The following is an 18,084-nucleotide window of genomic DNA, read 5'->3' as shown; positions in this document are numbered from 1 at the left end:
CCCGGCCGGGCACGCCGCCCGACACGAGCGGCCCGTCCGCTCAGCCGCGGGAGCCGACGACCGTGCTCGCTCCGACGACCGTGCGGTCGACCGTGACGTAGGCGCCGGGCGCCGGGACCCCGGCCGTCGGGTCGTCCTCGGGCGGAGGCCACGCCACGGGAGGCGCTGCGACGGGGACCCCGCTCGTGCCGTCGAGGAACGTCGGCGGGAGACCCCCGATCCCGACGACGTCGAAGCCGGGTACGGCGCCGACGGTGGGCGGCAGGGTGATCACCGGGACGGGCCCGAAGCGCCATCGCTCGTCTCCCGTCCGCCCGTCCAACCCGACGATCCGCCGCTCGAGACTCCGCGACCCGTCGTCCGGTCGGCAGTCCGACCAGGCGAGGACGGTGGTCGGCAGCCGCAGGTCGAGCGGGACCTCGCGGGTCGCGCGCATCCCGAGGCAGTCCCCGGCCCGGATGTCCGACTCGTCGGTCGGGGACCAGTCCCACCGGCGGGAGCCGTCGTGCAGGTCGTGGGCCACGAGGGTCTCCTGGGAGAGGTCCGTGCGGGGCTCCCGGACCACCAGCACGTCGTCGGTGACGTCGACGAGGGAGACGCCGTCGCCGACCGCGAGCTCGGTGCGGACCTCCCCGGTCCGGGCGTCGACGACGGACAGCAGATCGGGGCGACCGAGCGAGCGGGACCCGGTGGGGATGGTCTGGGAGATCACCACGGTGCCACCGTCGGGCGAGACGTCCTGGAGGCTGAACGCCACGCCGGGGTGGATGAAGGTCCACCGCACGGCACCGGTGGCTCCGTCCAGCGCGACCGTCTCGTCGCCGTCCTCGGTGTCCCGGTCCAGCACCACACCCCCGACGATCGGCTGGACGTACCCCACGTTGCCGCCGGCCGCCCACCGCCATCCGACGGCCCCCGGGCGGGTCACCACCGGGAGGTCGGAGACGGGCCCGCCCGACACGTTCGTCCGCGGCGCCCGGGCCCAGGCCGTGGCGGTCACCGTCAGGACGATCATCCCGACGACCGCCGCCCCGAGGACGACCCAGCGACCGATGCGGCCGAGACGGACCCGTGGGAGCGCGTGCTGGACGGCGATCAGCACGGTGCCGGCGACCGCGACCAGCGCGCCGAGGACCGTCGTCATCAGGGCCGGCGCCACGAGGCCGTCCTCCACCGCCGGGACCACGAAGAGGAGACCCAGGCCGCAGCCGGCGACACCCATGACGACGGTGCCCACCCGGAACGCGACGCTCCGGTAGCCGACGAAGGACGCCACCAGCGCGCCCAGCACACCCAACAGCACCAGCGAGGCGGGCCGTGCCGACGACAGCGTCTCGTAGGGCCAGACGAGGAGCCCGGTGGGGCCGAGCACGATACCGACGATCATGACGACGAGCCCCAGCACGGCCGGGACGTACCGGAGCCGGACGGCGGCGAGGCCCCGGAGCAGGCGGCCGATGCGCCGGCCGAACGCGGTGTCCCGGGCCCACGTCGTCCTCACCCCCGGAGTGTCCCCCGCCGCGCGGGCGCCGCGCGCTCGAGTCGGACGCCGTCGTCACGAGGATGACGAGGACGTGCTCCGGTGCAGCGTGGGCCGGTAGACGAGCTCCTGGATGTTGCCGTCGAGGGTCCGCTGCTCGAGCAGCTCGAGGTCGAGGTCGGCGTCCACCGCGAGCACCGGGTCCGTCCCGCTCCGGCCCGTGAGCACGGGGAAGACCGTCACCTGGAGGCGGTCGACGAGCCCGGCGGCCAGCAGCGCCCAGTTCACCGACAGGCTGCCGTGCGAGCGCAGCGGGACGTCCGACTCCTCCTTGAGCCGGGCGACGACGTCCACGGCGTCACCGGACACGACCGTCGCGTCCGGCCAGTCGAGCGGGCCCTCGAGGGACGACGAGAGCACCGTCATCGGCATCTCCCGCATCCGTGAGACCCACGGGTCCCGGACGTCGGCGCCCTCGTCGCTCTCCGCCAGCATGTCCACGAACTGCCGGAACGTGGTGGCGCCGAAGACCATCCGCTGCTCGGTGTCGAAGGAGCGGAGGCGGTGCCCGAGCAGCTCGGGGCCCTGCTTGCCCCAGTAGCCGCCCCAGTCGCCGTCCCCGCCGTAGGAGCCGTAGCCGTCGAGGCTGGCGAAGACGTCGAAGGTGTACGTGGCGGTCATGGCGGTCTCCCGTCGGACGGTGGGCCGGTCCGTCGCCGGCCCCTCATTCCGACGACGAACGGGACCGGTCCCGTTTCGACATCCCGGGGACGCGCCGGCCCGTCAGAGGGTGAGCAGGTCGCCCTCGGCGTGCCAGGGCAGCACCGCGATGACGACGTCGGGGAGGTCCGCGACGTCGAACTCGAGCCGGCGCCACTCGGCCTGCCCGTGCGCCGCACCGGCCTCGAGGTACGGGCCGTAGCAGTCGCCGTGACCGGTCACCGGGTCGACCACCAGCACCACGAACCCGTCGGCGTCGTCGTCGAGCCCGTCCTCGGCGGACGGTCTCGCACCGTCCCCGCCCAGCGTCATCGCGGTCTCCCTCCTCGTCGCGACGGACCGTCCGGCCCGCCACGACGAGGGTCGTCCCCGGAGCTGCTCCGCGGTGTCCGCCGGTCGGAGGGGAACCGGGAGGACGTCCGTGTCCCCCGGTCGCCGGACGCCGTCCGCTCAGCCGCGGCGCGGCACCGGGTCACCTCGCCTCGACGTCATCGGTCGGCGAGTTCTTGGGCGAGGCGGTCGCGGTAGGCGCGGACGGCCTCGGAGAAGGTCCACCCGGCGGTCCAGCCGAGGTCGCGGGCGGTGGCCGTCGGGTCGAGCGGCCCGGGCCATCCGGCCGCGGCCGCGGGGTCCGCCGGGGCGAGCTCCGCGTCGACCCGCGGCTCCACGGCGCGCACCGCGTCGACGATCTCCGCGGCGGTCGACCGGCCGCCCCCGGTGATGTTGTAGGCGCCGACGCTCTCCGGGTGCCCGATCGCCGCCACGACCGCGTCCGCCGCGTCGTCGACGTACACGTACTGCTGCGGCGCGTCCGCCGGGAGCCCGGTCCGTGTCCGCCGACCCTCGGCGGCGTCGACGAGCAGCGTGCGGATCAGACAGTCCGTGCTCCGCCGCGGGCCGAACACCGCGACCAGGCGCAGCGCCACCGTCGGGAGGCCGAACTGGTGCCGGTAGGCCTCGAGCAGCTGCTCCCCGGCGGCCTTCGTCGCCCCGTAGACGTTCGTGGGATGCAGCGGGGTCTCCTCGACGACCGGGCCGTCCCCCGCGATCCGCCCGTAGGCCGCGACCGAGGAGCAGTACACGACCCGGCCCACGCCGTGCCGTCGGGCGGCGTCGAGCAGGTTGGCGGTGCCGTCCACGTTGACCCGCACGATCCCGACCGGGTCGTCGGTGCGCACCATCGGGCCGGAGACGCCGCCGGCGTGCACGACGACGTCCGGGCGGGTCGCGGAGAACACCTCCTCCAGCCGGTCGGTGTCGAGCAGGTCGGCCGCGACCTGCTCGACGCCGTCCCCGCTGCGCGCCACCACGTCGAGGGGTACCACCGGCGTGCCCGAGGCCTCGAGCCGGCGGCGGACCGCGTGCCCGACCAGCCCGGCGGACCCGGTGACCAGCACCGTCACCGGCGGTCGCCCCGGGGGACGACCCAGTCGGACGCCACCGCGAGGTCGTGCTCCGCGCGGGCGATCCGCTCGTGGTCCACCCGGGCCCGACTCGCGGCGAGGACGGGGTCGGTGACCCCCGCGTGGCAGGTCAGGGACTCCACCGACCAGCCCGCACGGGACGCGCCGGCGCGGTAGGCGCTCTCGTAGAACCCCAGGACCGTCGCGCGCGGGTCCGCCGTCGCCCGGGCCGCCTCGTAGGTCAGCACTGCCAGGTGCGAGCCGTTCTGCTCCTGCCAGCGCGCCTGTCCCGGGTGCAGGGGCGACTCGGCGAGGCCGGCCGGTTCGGGCGCGGTGTAGGAGTAGAAGGCCGGCTCGGGCGTCGTCGGGTCGCCGAACCAGAACCCGAAGCTGACCACCTCCCGGGAGTACGCCTCGCGGGTCACCGGGTCCGTGCCCTCGTCGTGCGGGACGGACCGGTCGGAGAAGCGGGTGAGCGCGATGTCGAAGGTGTGCCAGAAGTGGTGTACCGGGCTGGTCTTGCCGCTGTAGCGCCCCGCGAACTCCTCGAGCAGCAGGTTGACCTGCCCCAGGATTCGCCAGTAGCGGGTGACGGCGTCGCGGTCGTACGACGCGTGCTCGGTGTCGGCGGCGAACGGGCGGTCGCGGTCGGGGAGGTCGAACGGCCGCGGGTCGGCGACGACGACGGGCAGGTCGAGTGCGACGAGACCGGCCGTCAGGTCGGCGTGGAACGCGGCCACCGAGCGGTCCGCGAGCCCGAAGGACCAGCGCCCGCCGTCGGAGGTCGTCAGGTCGAGGCGGTGGTCGAGCAGGTCGAGGTCGATGCAGAACGATCGCGCGCCGTCGACGCTCATCGGCCGCGTCGTCAGGCCCCGCCCGGACAGGTGCAGGGGCACGTTCCACCAGTGGTTGCGGCGCGGGCTGGCCGCGAGCCGGATCTTCCCCACGATCTGCCAGAACCGGTGCACCGTGTCGCGCGTCGGGCGCCAGTCCTCGTAGCGCAGCTCGGGGAACAGCTCGGTCATGCGGGGCCTCCCGGGGTCGCGGCGTCCGGTGCGCCATCATCCGATCCCGGACGGGGTAGCACCACCGTCAGCCCGGCTCGCGACGCGCCAGGCAGCGGAGCGTGATCCGTCGACCACGATCGGCAACCTCCGGCTCGGCACCGTGCCCGAGAACCGATTCCGGCGGAATCGGTTCTCCGGCATGTGCGGAGGTCGGAGCTCACGCCGCGCGACACCGGTTCCGCCGAAACCCTCCGACCACGGCTCGGGATGGGGCAGAGTGCCCTCCCGGGGGGCGACAGGTCCGGTCGACCACGGGATCCACGGGGGGCGTGCATGTCGGCAGAACTCCTCGCGTTCGTGCTGGTCGCCCTCGTCGTCGTCGCTCTGGTCGTGTGGCGCTCGGCAGTCGCGGACCGACCGCTGCGACCGCTCGCCGACGACCGGCTCCGTCCGTCGCGGGACACCGTCCGCCGCATCCGGGAGCGCTCCGCCGCGCGCCGCCCCGGGACACCCCACGTCCACCGCCTGCGCGAACGTCTGCGGCTCGAGCACCACCTCCACGACGACGAGATCGATCGGCGCGTGGCCGTCGTGCTGACGTGGTGGACCACCGAGCTGGCGGTGCTCGAGGACGGCGAACGCACGGTCGCGACCCTGGTCGCCGCCGCGAAGGAGGCCCGGGCCGTCGGAGCCGCGACGGCACCCGCGCCGATGACCTCCTCGGTCCTGCTGGACCCGCCCGAGCTCGCGACGGCCGTCCGGGGCGTGGTCGACGACGTGCTCGACGAGCGCAGCGCCGTTCCCACCGGCTACGCAGCCGGCTTCGCCGACGGCCACCGCGCGGTCGGCGACCTGCTGCGGGCCCGGTGCGAGCTCGTGGCCGAGCGTCGTCGGGAGGCCGAGAAGGGCGTCGTCACCCGCCTCGAGGCGATCGAGCGGTTCAACGCGCGCCGCGCGGCGGCGAAGGATGCCGGGGAGCGGGCCGTCGAGTCGGCCTCCTCGGTCGCGGCGACCCTCGCGGACGTGCATCCCCGTCCGGCCGCGAGCTCTCCGCGGACCGGCTCCGACGGCGTGCCCGCCGAGCTCCGGGAACACGACCTGTACGCCGTCTCGGTCAGCTGGATCACGCGCGAGCTGAGCAGCGTGGACGACACCGTGAGCCGGTGGCGCGACAACCTCACCCGGGCCCTCGCGCGTCTCCCCGAGCGGATCCCGGAGCCCCGACGCGACGTCCGTCCCCTGGAGCGGACCCTCGTGCGCGACCTCGACGAGGTCGCCGTCCACCCGTCCGTGCCCGGCGGCTCGGGGGACTACCTCAACGCCTACGACTTCGCCTACCGCGGCGTCCTCGACCGCCTGCGGAAGCGGATCGAGGCCCTCGAGAGCCGATCCACGCGCTGATCCGGACAGGAGGACCGACCCATGGCCCGAGTCGTCATGCAGGCGGTCGTGTCGGTCGACGGTTTCGTCGCCGATCCCGACGACCAGGTCGGCCCGCTGTTCGACTGGTACGGCAACGGCGACACCGAGCTGCTCGCCCGGCCCAGCGGGTGGCGGTTCTCCGTCTCGGCCGCCTCCGCCGGATACGCGCAGCCGTTCTGGGACGCCATCGACGTCCAGGTGATCGGCCGGCACCTGTTCGACCTCACGAACGGCTGGGACGGCAAGGCCGCCGCGGCCGAGCAGCTCGTCGTCGTCACCCACCGGCCGTTGCCCGACGAGTGGCTCGCGGCGCACCCGGACGCGCCCGTCCACGTCGCCGACTCCGTGGAGGCCGGGATCGGCCGGGCCCGCGAGCTCGCCGGCGACGGCCTCGTCTGCGTCAGCGCCGGCGACCTCGGCGGGCAGGCCTTCACCGCCGGGCTCGTCGACGAGGTGGCCATGGACGTGGCCCCCGTCGTTCTCGGACGCGGCAAGCGCTTCTTCGGCGAGCACGCCGGAACGGTCCTGCTGGACGACCCCGACCGGGTGGTGCCGGGCGACCGGGTCCTGCACCTGCACTTCACCGTGCGGAGGTGACCGCCGTCGCGGCGCCTTGACCGTGCCGCCACGGCACGGTGTCGGCTGCTCCTCGTCACCGCACGACGACCCCTGGAGCACCGAGAGATGACCAGCACGGGCAAGCACCGCGAGGGCACGAAGCGGCCCCTCGTCCGCTGGCGCAGCGAGCACTACACCGCCGAGGAGCGCGCGGAGGCGCGGGAGGCCCTGCGCAAGGTCGTCCCGTGGGACGGTCCGATGCGCGGCGGGGACTGGTTCCTCATCATCGCGACCTTCGGCATCGTCGCGCTCAACCTCGCCTCGATGCCGTTCCGGCCGTTCCTGATCGCCTCGCACCCCGTATCGCTGGCGGCCGTGACCGGCAGCCTCTCGGCGGTCGGGACGGGAGCGGCGTTCGCGCGGATCGGCGAGACCTCGCTGTGGCTCGTCGTCGCGGCCGGCGTGTTCGGGATGATCAAGTTCGACTGGCTGTTCTGGCTGGCCGGACGCCGCTGGGGCGAGAAGATCATCCAGCTGTGGGCGCCCGGGGAGACCGCGGGACGCTTCGTCACCTGGGTGCGCTCGGCCCCGCGCTGGGTGCTGGCGCTGGCGGTCGTCGCCGCCGCCCTGCCCGGCGTCCCCGCCCCGGCCGTGTACGCCGTGGCCGGGCTGGGCCGGGTGCGCCTGCTGCCGTTCATGGTCCTCGACGCGATCGGCGCCGCGATCACGGCCGGCCTGGTGGCCGGGCTCGGGTTCGCGGTCGGCCAGCACGCCGTCGACGCCGTGCTCGTCGTCGAGAAGTACGCGCTGTGGATCACGCTGAGCCTCGTCATGGTGATCGCCGTCCGGGCGAGCATGCAGGCCCGGCGGGAGCAGAAGGCACGGGAGGCGGCGCGGGTTTCGGAGGAGGAGGCGGCGGCGACGTGACGGCCCGCCGCTCCACGACGGCGAGGACCGCGGCGACCAGGCCCGCGGCCACCGCCGCCGCGACCAGCAACCCCCAGCCCGCCTGCACCGAGCCGAACTCCTCGGGCCGCCCGGTCGTGTGGGCGCCGATCACCGACACCAGCAGGGCGACCCCGAGCACGGAGCCCACCTGGCGGGCGGTGTTGATCAACGACGATCCCGACCCCCACTGCGCGGCCGGCAGCGCGGATCCGACGACCGAGGACAGCGTGGGCAGGATGAGCCCGACGCCGAGCCCGGTCAGCAGCTGGCCCGGCAGCATGCCGGCGGCGTAGTCCGGGGTCGGCCCGAGCCGGAGGAGCCACCAGGTGGGCCCGGCGGCGAAGGCCAGGGCGCCGAGGGCCGCGGTGGCTCCGATCCCGATCCGCGCCGACAGGTGTCCCGCGAGCCGCGACACGACTACCACGACGGCCGGCCCCGGGGCGAGCGCGAGCCCCGCCAGCGGCGCCGGGAAGCCCCACGTGCCGGTGAGATAGAGGACGTTGACGACGAGCATCCCGGCGAACCCGCAGGTGAAGGCCACCATCGTGGCCGCGGCGAGGCCGACGGCGGGAACCCGGACGACGGCGAGGTCGAGCGCGGGGACCGGGTGGCGTCGGGATCGGAGGACGACGGCGACGAGACCGCCGACGGCGACCGCGAAGCCGACCAGGACCTCCGTCGAGACCCACCCGACGTCGGGGGCCCGCACCAGGGCGAACGCCAGGGCGCCGACGCCGACGATCAGGGTGACGGCGCCCAGCAGGTCCGGGATCCCGGTGCGGGCGACGTCGGACTCGCGCAGCAGCACCGCACCCGCCACGAGGGCGACCAGGCCGACGGGGACGTTGACCAGGAACACCCAGTGCCACGAGAGCTCCACCAGGAGACCGCCCAGCGGCGGGCCGAGCGCGGCGGCGACCGCGCCGATCGAGGCCCAGGCACCGACGGCGTGGCTCCGCCGCTCCGCGGGGTAGGCCGCGAGCAGCAGCGAGAGCGAGGTCGGCATGACGAGCGCCGCGCCGAGCGCCTGCACGGCGCGAGCGGCGACGAGCAGCCAGACCGTCGGGGCGCCGGCGCACGCCGCGGACGCCGCGGTGAAGACGGCCAGCCCGACGAGGAAGACCCGCTTGTGCCCGACGCGATCGGCGAGCCGGCCCGCCAGCGCCAGGAAGGCCGCGAAGACCACGGTGTAGCCGTTGAGGATCCACGACATCTGGCCGAGGTCGGTCCCGGGGAAGTCCGCGCGGATGTCGGGGAACGCGATGTTGACGATGAACAGGTCGAGGCTGGACAGGAACGCCGCGGCCGACGTGATCGTCAGGACCACGCCTGGGGACGGTGTGCGCACCATGGCGCCACCGTAGCGGACCGATCGGTCCGGGACCAGGTCAGGCGAACCCGTTGGCCGCGACCCACTCCGCGAGCAGGGCCCGGTCGCCGGTGACCGTGAGCGGCCTCTCGTCGGCGCGGCGGTAGAGGTACAGCAGCAGGTCGGGCGCCGGGCCGTCCACGGTCACCGCGACCTCGTCGTCGGGACGGGCCTGCCGGTGCACCATGACCTCGCCGGTGAGGTCGACGAACCACTCCCCCACCCGCAGCGTCCGTCCCGGGCCGAGGAGCTCGCGCCGGTGCGGATGGAACACGAGCATCTCGGGCAGGCCCCCGAGCTCCATCCACTCCGCGAGGGCGTCCCGAGCGACCTCGGGCGCGATCACCACGGTCGCCCCGAGCGGCAGGGCCGCGTCGGTCCGGTGCATCAGGGTCTCGTGGGCGAAGCGCCGCGCGAAGAAGGCCACCGTGCCGGGCATCGTCGGGAGCGGATTCCACATCGACGCGTCCGGCCCCGCCTCGCGCAGTGCCTCGACCAAGGACGACGCGTTCCCGACGATCCACGCCCCGGTCTCGGCGCCCGACCGCGGGGTGGTGGGCGCGAGATCGCGCATGGCGGTGTCGTCGGCCATCGCCGAGGCCCGCGAGCGCACCATCCCGTCCAGCCAGATCAGCTCCTCGCCCACGTGCTGGGTGAGCTACGCGAGGTTCCACCCCGGGCACGAGGGGACGTCGACGGACAGGTCGGCGCCATCGAGGGCGGCGGCGAGCAGGGCGGCCTGGTCCTCGATCTGCGCGCAGTACTGCGCGTGGGTCAGAGTCACGCGGCTGACGATGTGGCCTGTCTGGCGTCCAGTGCAAGCAGCGACGCATTGCCGGCACCGCGAGGTGCCGTCCTCCCGCCGTATCCAACGGTATAGCGGACCCGGGGGCTTGCCACAAGACCCGTCACCTGCTCCACACTCTCCCCTCGCAATCCGCTGACCAGCGGGAACGACGAGGGGGACCGTGAGCAGAGAGCACGAGCTGGCGGCCGAGCGCGAGCACCTGGCCGAGCTGTACGGGCGGCTCGACACCGAACGCGGGAGGGTGCAGGACGAGTACACGGCCGCGCTGCGCGGAGAGGACGGCGAGGCCGCGATGGACCGGGACGTGCGCGTGCGCGAGACCGCCGTCCGGATGCGCCGTCTCGACGTCGCCGACCAGGGGCTGTGCTTCGGCCGGCTCGACGACGTCGCCGGCGAGCGCTCCTACGTCGGCCGGATCGGGCTGCGCGACCGCGACACCGACGAGCCGGTGCTGATCGACTGGCGGGCCCCGGCCGCGCGGCCGTTCTACGTCGCCACCGGCGCGCACCCGGAGGGCGTCCACCGGCGGCGACAGTTCCACGCACGGGGACGGCGGCTGGTCGACTTCACCGACGAGGTCCTGGATGGTACCGGCGAGCCCGGGTCGGACGCGGCCCTGCTCGCGGCGGTCGACGCGCCCCGTGGTGAGGGCATGCGGGACATCGTCGCGACGATCCAGGCCGAGCAGGACGAGATCATCCGGCTCGACCACGGCGGCGTGGTCGTGATCGAGGGCGGCCCGGCACGGGCAAGACCGTCGTCGCGCTGCACCGCGTCGCCTACCTGCTCTACACCCACCGCGAGCGCATCGAGCGCCACGGCGTGCTCGTCGTCGGGCCGAACCGGGCCTTCGTCCGCCACGTCGAGGCGGTCCTGCCCGCGCTCGGCGAGTCCGACGTCGTCTTCGCGACGCCGGGCGGTCTCGTCCCGGGCCTGGACGTCACCCGGGAGGACACCGCCGCGGCGGCGGTCGCGAAGGGGTCGCTCGCGATCCTCGACGTGCTCGCGGCCGCGGTCGCCGACCGGCAGCGCCTGCCCGACGAGCCGGTGCCGGTCGAGCTGACCGACACCACGGTGCACCTCGGCGCGGACGTCGTCGGGTGGGCCCGCGACGAGGCGCGGACGAGCGGCCGACCGCACAACGAGGCCCGGGAGGTGTTCGTCGAGATCGTGGCCTGGGCGCTCACCGAGCGGGCGGTCAGCCGCATCGGGCGGGGCACGCTCACTGCGGCCGACCGGGCGCCGCTGCGGGTCGACGTCGCCGCGGAGATCGCGGCGCACGAGGACCTGGCCCGCGTGGTCGACGACCTGTGGCCGGTGCTGACGCCCGAACAGCTGCTCGCGGGGTTCTACGCGTCGACCGACGATCCGGTGCTGCACCGCGACGACGGCGCGGCGTGGACGGTGTCCGACGTGCCGCTGCTCGACGAGCTCGTCGACCTGCTCGGCCGCGACCCGCGCGCCGAGCGCGCCGCCGAGGCCACCCGCCGTCGGGAAGAGCAGGCGGACCGGGAGTACGCGGCAGGCGTGATGGAGGTGATGACCCTCGACCGCGAGGAGCTCGACGAGGACCTGGGTGTGACGGTCCAGGACCTCACCGACGCCGGGGTGCTGGCCGACCGGTTCGTCGAGCGGGACACCCGCGAGCTCGCCGAACGCGCGGCGGCCGACCGCGACTGGACCTACCGGCACGTCGTGGTCGACGAGGCGCAGGAGCTCTCGGCGATGGACTGGCGGGTGCTGATGCGGCGGTGTCCGAACCGGTCGTTCACGGTGGTCGGGGACCTCGCGCAGCGCCGCTCCCCCGCCGGCGCCCGGACGTGGGGCGCGATGCTGGACCCGTACGTGCCGGGGCGCTGGGCCTACCGGGCGCTGACGGTCAACTACCGCACCCCGGCCGAGATCATGGCGGTGGCGGCGGAGGTGCTCGCGGGGTTCGCGCCGGAGGTGGTGCCGCCGGAGTCGGTCCGCTCGACCGGCGTGGCGCCGTGGGCGGCGCCCGTCGGGAACCTCGCGGCGCAGGTCGCCGCCTTCCGGGCCGACGAGGACAGCCGGGAGGGCACCAGCACCGTGATCGGCCCGGTGGGCGTGCCCGGCACGGTGCGCGCGGCGGAGACCAAGGGCCTGGAGTTCGACGCGGTGCTCGTCGTCGACCCCGACCGCATCCTCGCCGAGAGCCCGGCGGACCTCTACGTGGCGCTGACCCGCGCCACGCAGCGGCTCGGGGTGCTGTACTCCGGCCCGGTGCCCGCCTACCTCTCGCGGGCGGAGGCGAGGACGACCGCGAGCGCCACCAGCCCGACGACGGGGGCGAGGACGGTCCAGGGCGCGCGCTCGAGGTAGCCCTGGGCGGCGGCGAGCATGGCGCCCCACTCCGGGGAGTCGGGCGCCGCGCCGAGGCCGAGGAAGGAGAGCGCGGCGAGGGCGAGCGCGGCGTGCGGGACGCGGGCGAGCGCGTGGCGGGTCACCGGGCCGAGGACCGCGGGCAGCACGTGCCGCCGCGCGACCCGCCACCGCGACGCCCCGACCAGCTCCGCGGCCCGCACGTACCCGGACGCGCGGGCCTCGGCGGCGAGGGTCCGGGCGTGCACCGCGAGCGGCACCCAGCCCACCAGCGCCACCGCGACCGCCGCCCCGACCAGCCCGGGCCCGGCGACCGCGGCGACCAGCAGCCCGACGAACACCGGTGGCAGTGCGTTGAGCACGTCGGCGGCCCCGGCCCGGGCCGAGCGCGCGCCGACACCGACGGCCAGGCCGACGACGAGGCAGACCGCCACGACCACGACCGCGCTCCCCACGGTGAGCAGGGCGCCGTGCGCGAACCGGGCGTAGAGGTCGCGGCCGTTCGGGTCGGCCCCGAACGGCAGCGCGAGCGACGGCGGGGCCAGGCGCCGGGCCTCGTTCCCCGACGACGGGTCACGGGGCAGCCCGGCGGCGACGGCGACGAGCAGGAGCACGGCCACGACGACCGAGGTGCGGGAGGCCGGCCGCGAGGCAGTCTCCGCGGCACCGGTCAGTTCGCGGCCGCTCAGGGCCGGTCCGAGCAGCGCCCGGTGGACGAGCACTCCGAGTCCGCCGAGCGCGAGGCCGAGCAGCACGAGCAGGGTGACCGCGGCCTGCACGGTGGGGAGGTCCTGCGCCAGCACCGCGCCGCGGGCGACCGAGCCGATGCCGGGGATGGTGAACAGCTGCTCGACGGCTACCGCGGAGCCGAGCAGCCCGACGACGAGCAACGCGATCTGCGGCACCGCGACCGCGACCGCCCGGCGCGTGACGCCGAGGGCGAGCGTGGGCACGCCGAGGCCGAGGGACCGCCAGGTGCGCACCCACCCCTCGGCCACCGTCGCCTCGACCGAGGCCGAGAGGATCCGGGCGAGCATCCCGCCGGCAGGGGCACCGAGGGCGAGCGCCGGCAGCACGAGGTTGGCCGGCCCCGTGAACCCGGAGCTCGGCAGCAGCCGCCAGCCCACGGCGACGACGAGCACGAGCACGCTGCCGAGCACGATCTCCGGGAGGGCGGCCAGCACGGCGGCCGCGACGGCGGCACCCCGCCCCGGCGCTCGGCCGCGGACGCCCGCGAGCAGGCCGGGCAGGAGCAGCAGGGCGGCCACGACGGCGGCGACGAGCGTCGCGGCGAGGGCGAGGGTCAGCGAGATCCCGAGGGCGCCGAGCACCTCCGGCGCGACCGGGGCGCGCGTGACCCACGAGGTCCCCAGGTCGCCGCGCAGCAGCCCACCGAGCCACTCCGCGGCGCCGAGGACGGGGTTCGACGGCAGGTCCAGCTCGCGGCGCAGCGCGTCGAGCGTTGCCGGGTCGACACCCCGCTCCGGGTAGCGCGCCCGCAGCACCGTCGCCGCCGGGTCGGAGTCCCACAGCCACGGCAGGGCGGCGACGAGCACGGCGAGGACCACGACCGTCCCCGCCGCGCCCGCGACGGGCCGCAGGAGGCCCCGCGTCACGACCGCGCGGTGGTGGCCGTGATCAGCGTCTGCTCGTTCGGGTCCTCGGCCACGCCGGTGACACCGCCCGCCACGCCGATCCGCGCGCGTTCGGTGACCTGCGGGACGACGGCGTCGGCGGAGAGGACCCGCGCCTCGGCGTCGAGGGCGGCCTGCCGTCGCGCTGCCAGGTCCGTCGTCGCGCCACCCTGCGCGAGGACGGCGTCGGTGGCCGGGTCGCAGTAGCGGGCCCAGTTGTAGCCGCCGGCGCACCCGAAGTCACTGGCCAGGTAGCTGACCGGGTCGCCGGTGTCGAGCTGCTGGGACCGGCTCAGGACGACGGCGTCGTAGGCCCCGGTGCCGAGCTGGGCCTCGAGGGCGGAGCTGTCCAGCACGGTCACGTCGACGGTGAAGCCGGCCCGGCGCAGCGCGTCGGCGTCGGCGGTGGCGACCTCGGGGAGCTCGGCGCGGTCGGAGTAGGTGGCGAGCCGGATGCGGGTGCCCGGCGGGACCGGGCCGGCCGGGGTCTGGACGCGGGGCGGCCGGGTCGCCGCCCACGGCGAGGCCGGTCCGAAGAGGCCGGCGGCCGGGTCGGCGCGGCCCTCGTAGATCGACCCCGCGACGTCGAGCGGCCGGACGGCCTGGCGCACCGCGGCGCGCACCCCGGGGTCGGCGAACACCGGGGAACGCTGGTCGAGGTAGAGCGACACGCTGCGCGGCAGCGGGACCCCGACGACCTGCGCCGGCGCGGCGATCGACGCCGCCTGCGACGCCGGGATCGCCTCGGCGACGTCGAGCTCCCCCGCCCGGACGCCGTTGGCGCGGGCGGCGCTGTCGGCGAGGAAACGGGCGTCGATGCCGGGAGCGGAGACGGGGCCGCGCCAGTACGACGGGTTGCGGTCCAGGCTCGCGCCGCTGGAGCCCTGCACCGCGGTGAGCACGAACGGGCCGGTGCCGGCGCGGACCGGGCTCGGGCGGGTCGGGTCCGCGTAGGCTCCGCCGGCGAGGACCACCAGCTCGGGCGAGGCGAGGCGGGCGGGCAGGACCGGGTCGGGGAGGGGGGTCGTGACGACGACGGCGTCGCCCTCCGGGGCGACCGCCAGCGGCGTGCCTGCCTCCTCGACGGGTCCAGCTCCGCTCCGCTGCGTGTCCTTCTTCAGCGAGGAGAGCGCCCGCGGGACCGGCGTCGCGGCTGCGGCGCGGTTCAGCGAGTCGGCGACGGCGGCCGGGGACAGGGGCGACCCGTCGTGGAACGTCACGCCCGGACGGACGGTGAAGCGCCAGGTGGTCGGCGTGGTCTGAGTCCAGGCGGTGGCCAGCACCGGTTGCGCCTCCCCGCCGACGAGCGCGGTCAGCGACTCGGTGACGCCGAGCCGGGTCGCGAGGGTGGCCTCGTTGCCGTAGGGCGACAGGCCCGCCGTCGGGGGGAACGACAGCCCGACGCGGAGCCGGCCGGCGCCGTCGTCGGATCCTCCTCCACCGCTGAAGCAGCCGGCGAGCAGCAGGGCCGCGGCGAGGAGGACGGGTACCAGGCGCTTCACGCGGGCGTCCCTTCGGTGGTGAGGGCAGGGGTGCGGCGGGTCAGGACGAGGAGCGCGAGCGCGCTGAGCGCGGGCAGGACCGCGGTGGCGAGCCACGGGAGGGCCGGGGGCAGCGCCGGGTCGACCAGGGCACCGAGCCCGATGCCGCCGAGCAGCACGACCACCCCGCCGGCGGTGGCGAGGACGCCGAAGTAGGTGCCGAGGCGGCGCTCCCCCGCGAGGCGGCCCACCGCATCCTGCGCGAGCGGCACCACGGTCATCTGGCCCAGGGTCAGTAGCACGACGAAGCCCACCGCGGGCGCGACGCGCCACCACCCGTCGAGCGGCGGGGCGAGGGTGAGCAGGCCGGTCAGCCCGAAGGCGACGGCGAGGACGACGAACCCCCCGGGCAGGGCGCGGTCGACCCCGGCCCGCCGGGCGACGTCGGCCCAGGGCAGCTGGGCGAGGATCACCATGAGCGCCGACAGCACGAACATGACGCCGAGCGCGCCGATCGCGTCCACGCGCGTGAGCTCGACCGGGAGCAGCAGGTAGAGCTGGTTGTAGGACAGCAGCCACGTCGAGTACGCCGCCGCGAACGCGAGGAACGTCCGGTCCCGCACGACATCGCGCCACCCGGCGAACACCGGGTCGCCCGCGTGGGCGCCCGGTTCGCGGGGCATGACGACGACGAAGGTGACCAGCACGACGACGAAGACCGCGGCCGCCGTCAGGGTGGTGACGGCGAAGTCGACCGCGAGCAGCGCCGACCCCAGGACGGGCCCGACGACCACCCCGATCTGGCCGCAGACCGCGAACATCGCGAACACCTCCGCGCGCGGGAGCGGTGAGTCCGCGGCCCGGCGGGCGAGCTCGGCCTCGACGGCCGGCGAGAACAGCGCCGCGGCGAACCCGACCGCGACCGTGCCCAGGACCAGCAGCGGCAGGCCGTCGGCCAGGGCGAGCAGCACGAACCCGGCGATGCGCACGACGAACCCGGTCACGGCGACCTGCTTGGTGCCGTAGCGGTCCGCCAGGGCCCCGCCGAGCGCGAAGAGACCCTGCTGGCTGAACGTCCGCAGCCCGAGCAGGAGCCCGATCGCGGCGCCGGAGAGGCCGAGGTCGCGGCCCAGGTGCACCGCGAAGAACGGGAGCACGAGGTAGAAGCCGAGGTTGAAGGCGAGCTGCCCCAGCACGATCAGGCGCATCGGGCCGGGGAGCTCACCGAGCCGGGAGACGACCGACCACCTCCGCAGGGCCGCCGTCACCGGGTGGCCTCCGGGGTGGGCAGGCGCCCGACCGCCCCGAGCAGATCCTGTGCTGCGGCCGAGCGGGGACGGGCGAACACCTCGGCGATCGGCCCCGCCTCGGCGACCCGCCCGTGGGCGAGGACGACGACGTCGTCGCAGAGCCGGTCGGCGACCCCGAGGTCGTGGGTGACCAGCAGGAGCTGGATCCCCGAGCGCTCGGCGAGGACGCGGAGCAGGTCGACGAGTCGTGCGCGGGTGGCGGGGTCGACGGCGCTGAACGGCTCGTCGACGACGAGCAGGGCCGGGTTCGCGATCAGGGCACGGGCCAGCGCGATCCGCTGGCGCTGGCCGCCGGAGAAGGCCCCGGGACGGCGGTCGACGGTCTCGGGGTCGAGCCCGACGGCGGCCATGAGCTCGAGGACGCGCGCGTCGTGGTCGGCGTCGACGTCCAGGCACTCGAGGGGTTCGCGCAGGCTCGCACGGACCTGGAGCCGGGGGTCGAGGGAGCTCCCGGCGTCCTGGACGACGACGCCGACCTCGCGGCGCAGCCGCTCCGGGCTGACCGGCGCGCCCCGGAACCGCACCGACCCGGCGTCGGGAACCTCCAGCGCGAGGAGGATCCGCAGCAGCGTGGACTTGCCGGCGCCGGACTCGCCGACGAGGGCGAGCGACCGCCCGGGCTGCAGGGCGAGGTCGACGTCGTCGAGCGCCGTCAGGTCCCGGCGTCGCCACGGCCGGGTGCCGGGGACGCGGTAGACGCGGCGGACCCCGGCCGCCTCGAGGACGGGGGTCATGCGGGGAGGGTCCGCGGGACGAGGGAGCGAGCGGCGTCGACGAGGGCGCGGGTGCGCTCGTGCTGCGGGTCGGTGAGGAGGTCGTGCACCGTGCCGCGCTCGACGACGCGGCCGTGGTCGAGCACCGCGACGTGGTCGCACACCGCGTTCAGCGCGGTCAGGTCGTGGGTGACGAGGAGGAGGGCCTGCTCGTGCTGCCGGAGGGACCGGTCGAGCTGGGCGAGCAGGTCGCGGGCGACCGTGGGGTCGAGGGCCGCGGTGGGTTCGTCGGCGACGAGCAGGCCGGCGCCGCAGGCGAGCGCGGCGGCCAGGGCGACGCGCTGGCGCTGACCGCCGGAGAGCTGGGGCGGGCGGACGCGGGCCGTGCCGTCGGACAGGCCGACGTCGGCGAGGAGGTCCTCGGCCCTCGTCGTCGCGGCGCGCCGGGTCAGACCGTGGAGCCGGCGCAGCGGCGCCGCGACCTGGCGCCCGACCGGGACCAGGGGGTGGAGCGCCGTAGCGGAGTCCTGGGCGACGAGCGTGACGGCGCGGCCGCGGACGGTTCGGAGCACGTCCTCGTCCGCGCCGACGAGCTCGGTGTCGCCGACCCGGATGCTCCCGGTGGCGTGCGCGGCGGCCGGGAGGAGGCCCGCGACCGCACCCGCCGTCAGGGACTTGCCGGCGCCGGACGCCCCGATCAGTCCCCAGCGCTCGCCCTCCCCGACCACGAGGTCGACCCCGTCGACGGCGTGGTGGCCGTCGGCGACGACGTGCAGGTCGCGGAGCTCGAGGGCGGACATCGGCGGAACCCTAGGTGACAATGATCGTCGTTGTCCCTTCCGGGTGATCCTGCCCGCAGCGAATCCCTGCCAGTCGCACAGGTTCGCC

At 75.6% G+C, this 18,084-nt stretch carries 16 protein-coding genes and 1 pseudogene; 4 read left to right on the top strand and 13 right to left on the bottom strand.

Annotated features, from left to right (window positions below):
- Positions 1–40: 40 nt before the first annotated feature.
- From WCD74_RS08015 to WCD74_RS07995, 5 genes are all read right to left on the bottom strand, one after another.
- Positions 41–1,501: a hypothetical protein gene (locus WCD74_RS08015; protein WP_337694315.1), complete on the bottom strand. Its 1,461-nt coding sequence runs from the start codon at positions 1,499–1,501 to the stop codon at positions 41–43.
- Positions 1,502–1,555: 54 nt separating this feature from the next.
- Positions 1,556–2,161 carry a dihydrofolate reductase family protein gene (locus WCD74_RS08010; RefSeq protein WP_337694314.1) on the bottom strand — a complete coding sequence of 202 codons (606 nt, stop codon included), beginning with the start codon at positions 2,159–2,161 and terminating at the stop codon, positions 1,556–1,558.
- A 102-nt stretch (positions 2,162–2,263) separates the two neighbouring features.
- Positions 2,264–2,512, bottom strand: a complete 249-nt coding sequence (locus WCD74_RS08005; RefSeq protein WP_337694313.1) for a hypothetical protein — start codon at positions 2,510–2,512, stop codon at positions 2,264–2,266.
- Between the two features lie 176 nt (positions 2,513–2,688).
- On the bottom strand, positions 2,689–3,603 hold the full coding sequence (locus WCD74_RS08000; RefSeq protein ID WP_337694312.1) for an NAD-dependent epimerase/dehydratase family protein: 915 nt from the start codon (positions 3,601–3,603) through the stop codon (positions 2,689–2,691).
- Positions 3,600–4,628: a DUF5996 family protein gene (locus WCD74_RS07995; RefSeq protein ID WP_337694311.1), complete on the bottom strand. Its 1,029-nt coding sequence runs from the start codon at positions 4,626–4,628 to the stop codon at positions 3,600–3,602. The genes WCD74_RS08000 and WCD74_RS07995 overlap by 4 nt, the downstream gene beginning before the upstream one ends.
- Positions 4,629–4,943: 315 nt before the next feature.
- Between WCD74_RS07995 and WCD74_RS07990 the strand changes: the two genes are divergently transcribed.
- From WCD74_RS07990 to WCD74_RS07980, 3 genes are all read left to right on the top strand, one after another.
- Positions 4,944–6,011 (top strand): hypothetical protein, encoded by a 1,068-nt coding sequence (locus WCD74_RS07990; RefSeq protein ID WP_337694310.1) that lies wholly within the window; start codon positions 4,944–4,946, stop codon positions 6,009–6,011.
- A gap of 21 nt (positions 6,012–6,032) precedes the next feature.
- Positions 6,033–6,629, top strand: coding sequence for a dihydrofolate reductase family protein (locus WCD74_RS07985; protein ID WP_337694309.1), 597 nt, complete (start codon positions 6,033–6,035; stop codon positions 6,627–6,629).
- 87 nt (positions 6,630–6,716) lie between these two features.
- Complete coding sequence (locus WCD74_RS07980) at positions 6,717–7,517, top strand: DedA family protein (protein ID WP_337694308.1); 801 nt, start codon at positions 6,717–6,719, stop codon at positions 7,515–7,517.
- Here the strand turns inward: WCD74_RS07980 and WCD74_RS07975 are convergent.
- From WCD74_RS07975 to WCD74_RS07965, 3 genes are all read right to left on the bottom strand, one after another.
- Positions 7,420–8,865, bottom strand: a complete 1,446-nt coding sequence (locus tag WCD74_RS07975) for an MFS transporter (protein WP_337694307.1) — start codon at positions 8,863–8,865, stop codon at positions 7,420–7,422. The two genes, WCD74_RS07980 and WCD74_RS07975, sit on opposite strands and share 98 nt — an antisense overlap.
- A gap of 61 nt (positions 8,866–8,926) precedes the next feature.
- Positions 8,927–9,553: a maleylpyruvate isomerase family mycothiol-dependent enzyme gene (locus WCD74_RS07970; RefSeq protein ID WP_337694306.1), complete on the bottom strand. Its 627-nt coding sequence runs from the start codon at positions 9,551–9,553 to the stop codon at positions 8,927–8,929.
- 12 nt (positions 9,554–9,565) lie between these two features.
- Positions 9,566–9,691 carry a hypothetical protein gene (locus WCD74_RS07965; protein ID WP_337694305.1) on the bottom strand — a complete coding sequence of 42 codons (126 nt, stop codon included), beginning with the start codon at positions 9,689–9,691 and terminating at the stop codon, positions 9,566–9,568.
- A 184-nt stretch (positions 9,692–9,875) separates the two neighbouring features.
- Between WCD74_RS07965 and helR the strand changes: the two are divergent.
- Positions 9,876–12,058 (top strand): annotated as a pseudogene (gene helR / locus WCD74_RS07960) (RNA polymerase recycling motor ATPase HelR).
- On the opposite strand, the gene WCD74_RS07955 reads toward helR, so the two are convergent.
- The 5 genes from WCD74_RS07955 to WCD74_RS07935 are packed head-to-tail and all read right to left on the bottom strand — an operon-like array spanning position 11,968 to position 17,996.
- Positions 11,968–13,674, bottom strand: coding sequence for an ABC transporter permease subunit (locus WCD74_RS07955; protein WP_337694304.1), 1,707 nt, complete (start codon positions 13,672–13,674; stop codon positions 11,968–11,970). The pseudogene helR and the gene WCD74_RS07955 overlap by 91 nt on opposite strands.
- Positions 13,671–15,194 (bottom strand): ABC transporter substrate-binding protein, encoded by a 1,524-nt coding sequence (locus tag WCD74_RS07950; protein WP_337694303.1) that lies wholly within the window; start codon positions 15,192–15,194, stop codon positions 13,671–13,673. Before WCD74_RS07950 ends, WCD74_RS07955 begins: the two co-directional genes overlap by 4 nt.
- Entirely contained in the window at positions 15,191–16,441 is a 1,251-nt protein-coding gene (locus tag WCD74_RS07945) for an MFS transporter (RefSeq protein WP_337694302.1), read from the bottom strand. The genes WCD74_RS07950 and WCD74_RS07945 overlap by 4 nt, the downstream gene beginning before the upstream one ends.
- Positions 16,438–17,217, bottom strand: a complete 780-nt coding sequence (locus WCD74_RS07940; protein ID WP_337694301.1) for an ABC transporter ATP-binding protein — start codon at positions 17,215–17,217, stop codon at positions 16,438–16,440. Before WCD74_RS07940 ends, WCD74_RS07945 begins: the two co-directional genes overlap by 4 nt.
- Positions 17,214–17,996, bottom strand: a complete 783-nt coding sequence (locus WCD74_RS07935; protein ID WP_337694300.1) for an ATP-binding cassette domain-containing protein — start codon at positions 17,994–17,996, stop codon at positions 17,214–17,216. Before WCD74_RS07935 ends, WCD74_RS07940 begins: the two co-directional genes overlap by 4 nt.
- Positions 17,997–18,084: the final 88 nt, after the last annotated feature.

Origin of the sequence: Actinomycetospora aurantiaca (genome assembly GCF_037401875.1) — a bacterium.
Classification (GTDB): Bacteria; Actinomycetota; Actinomycetes; order Mycobacteriales; family Pseudonocardiaceae; genus Actinomycetospora; species Actinomycetospora aurantiaca.
This window is presented reverse-complemented; position numbering and strand designations above follow the sequence as displayed.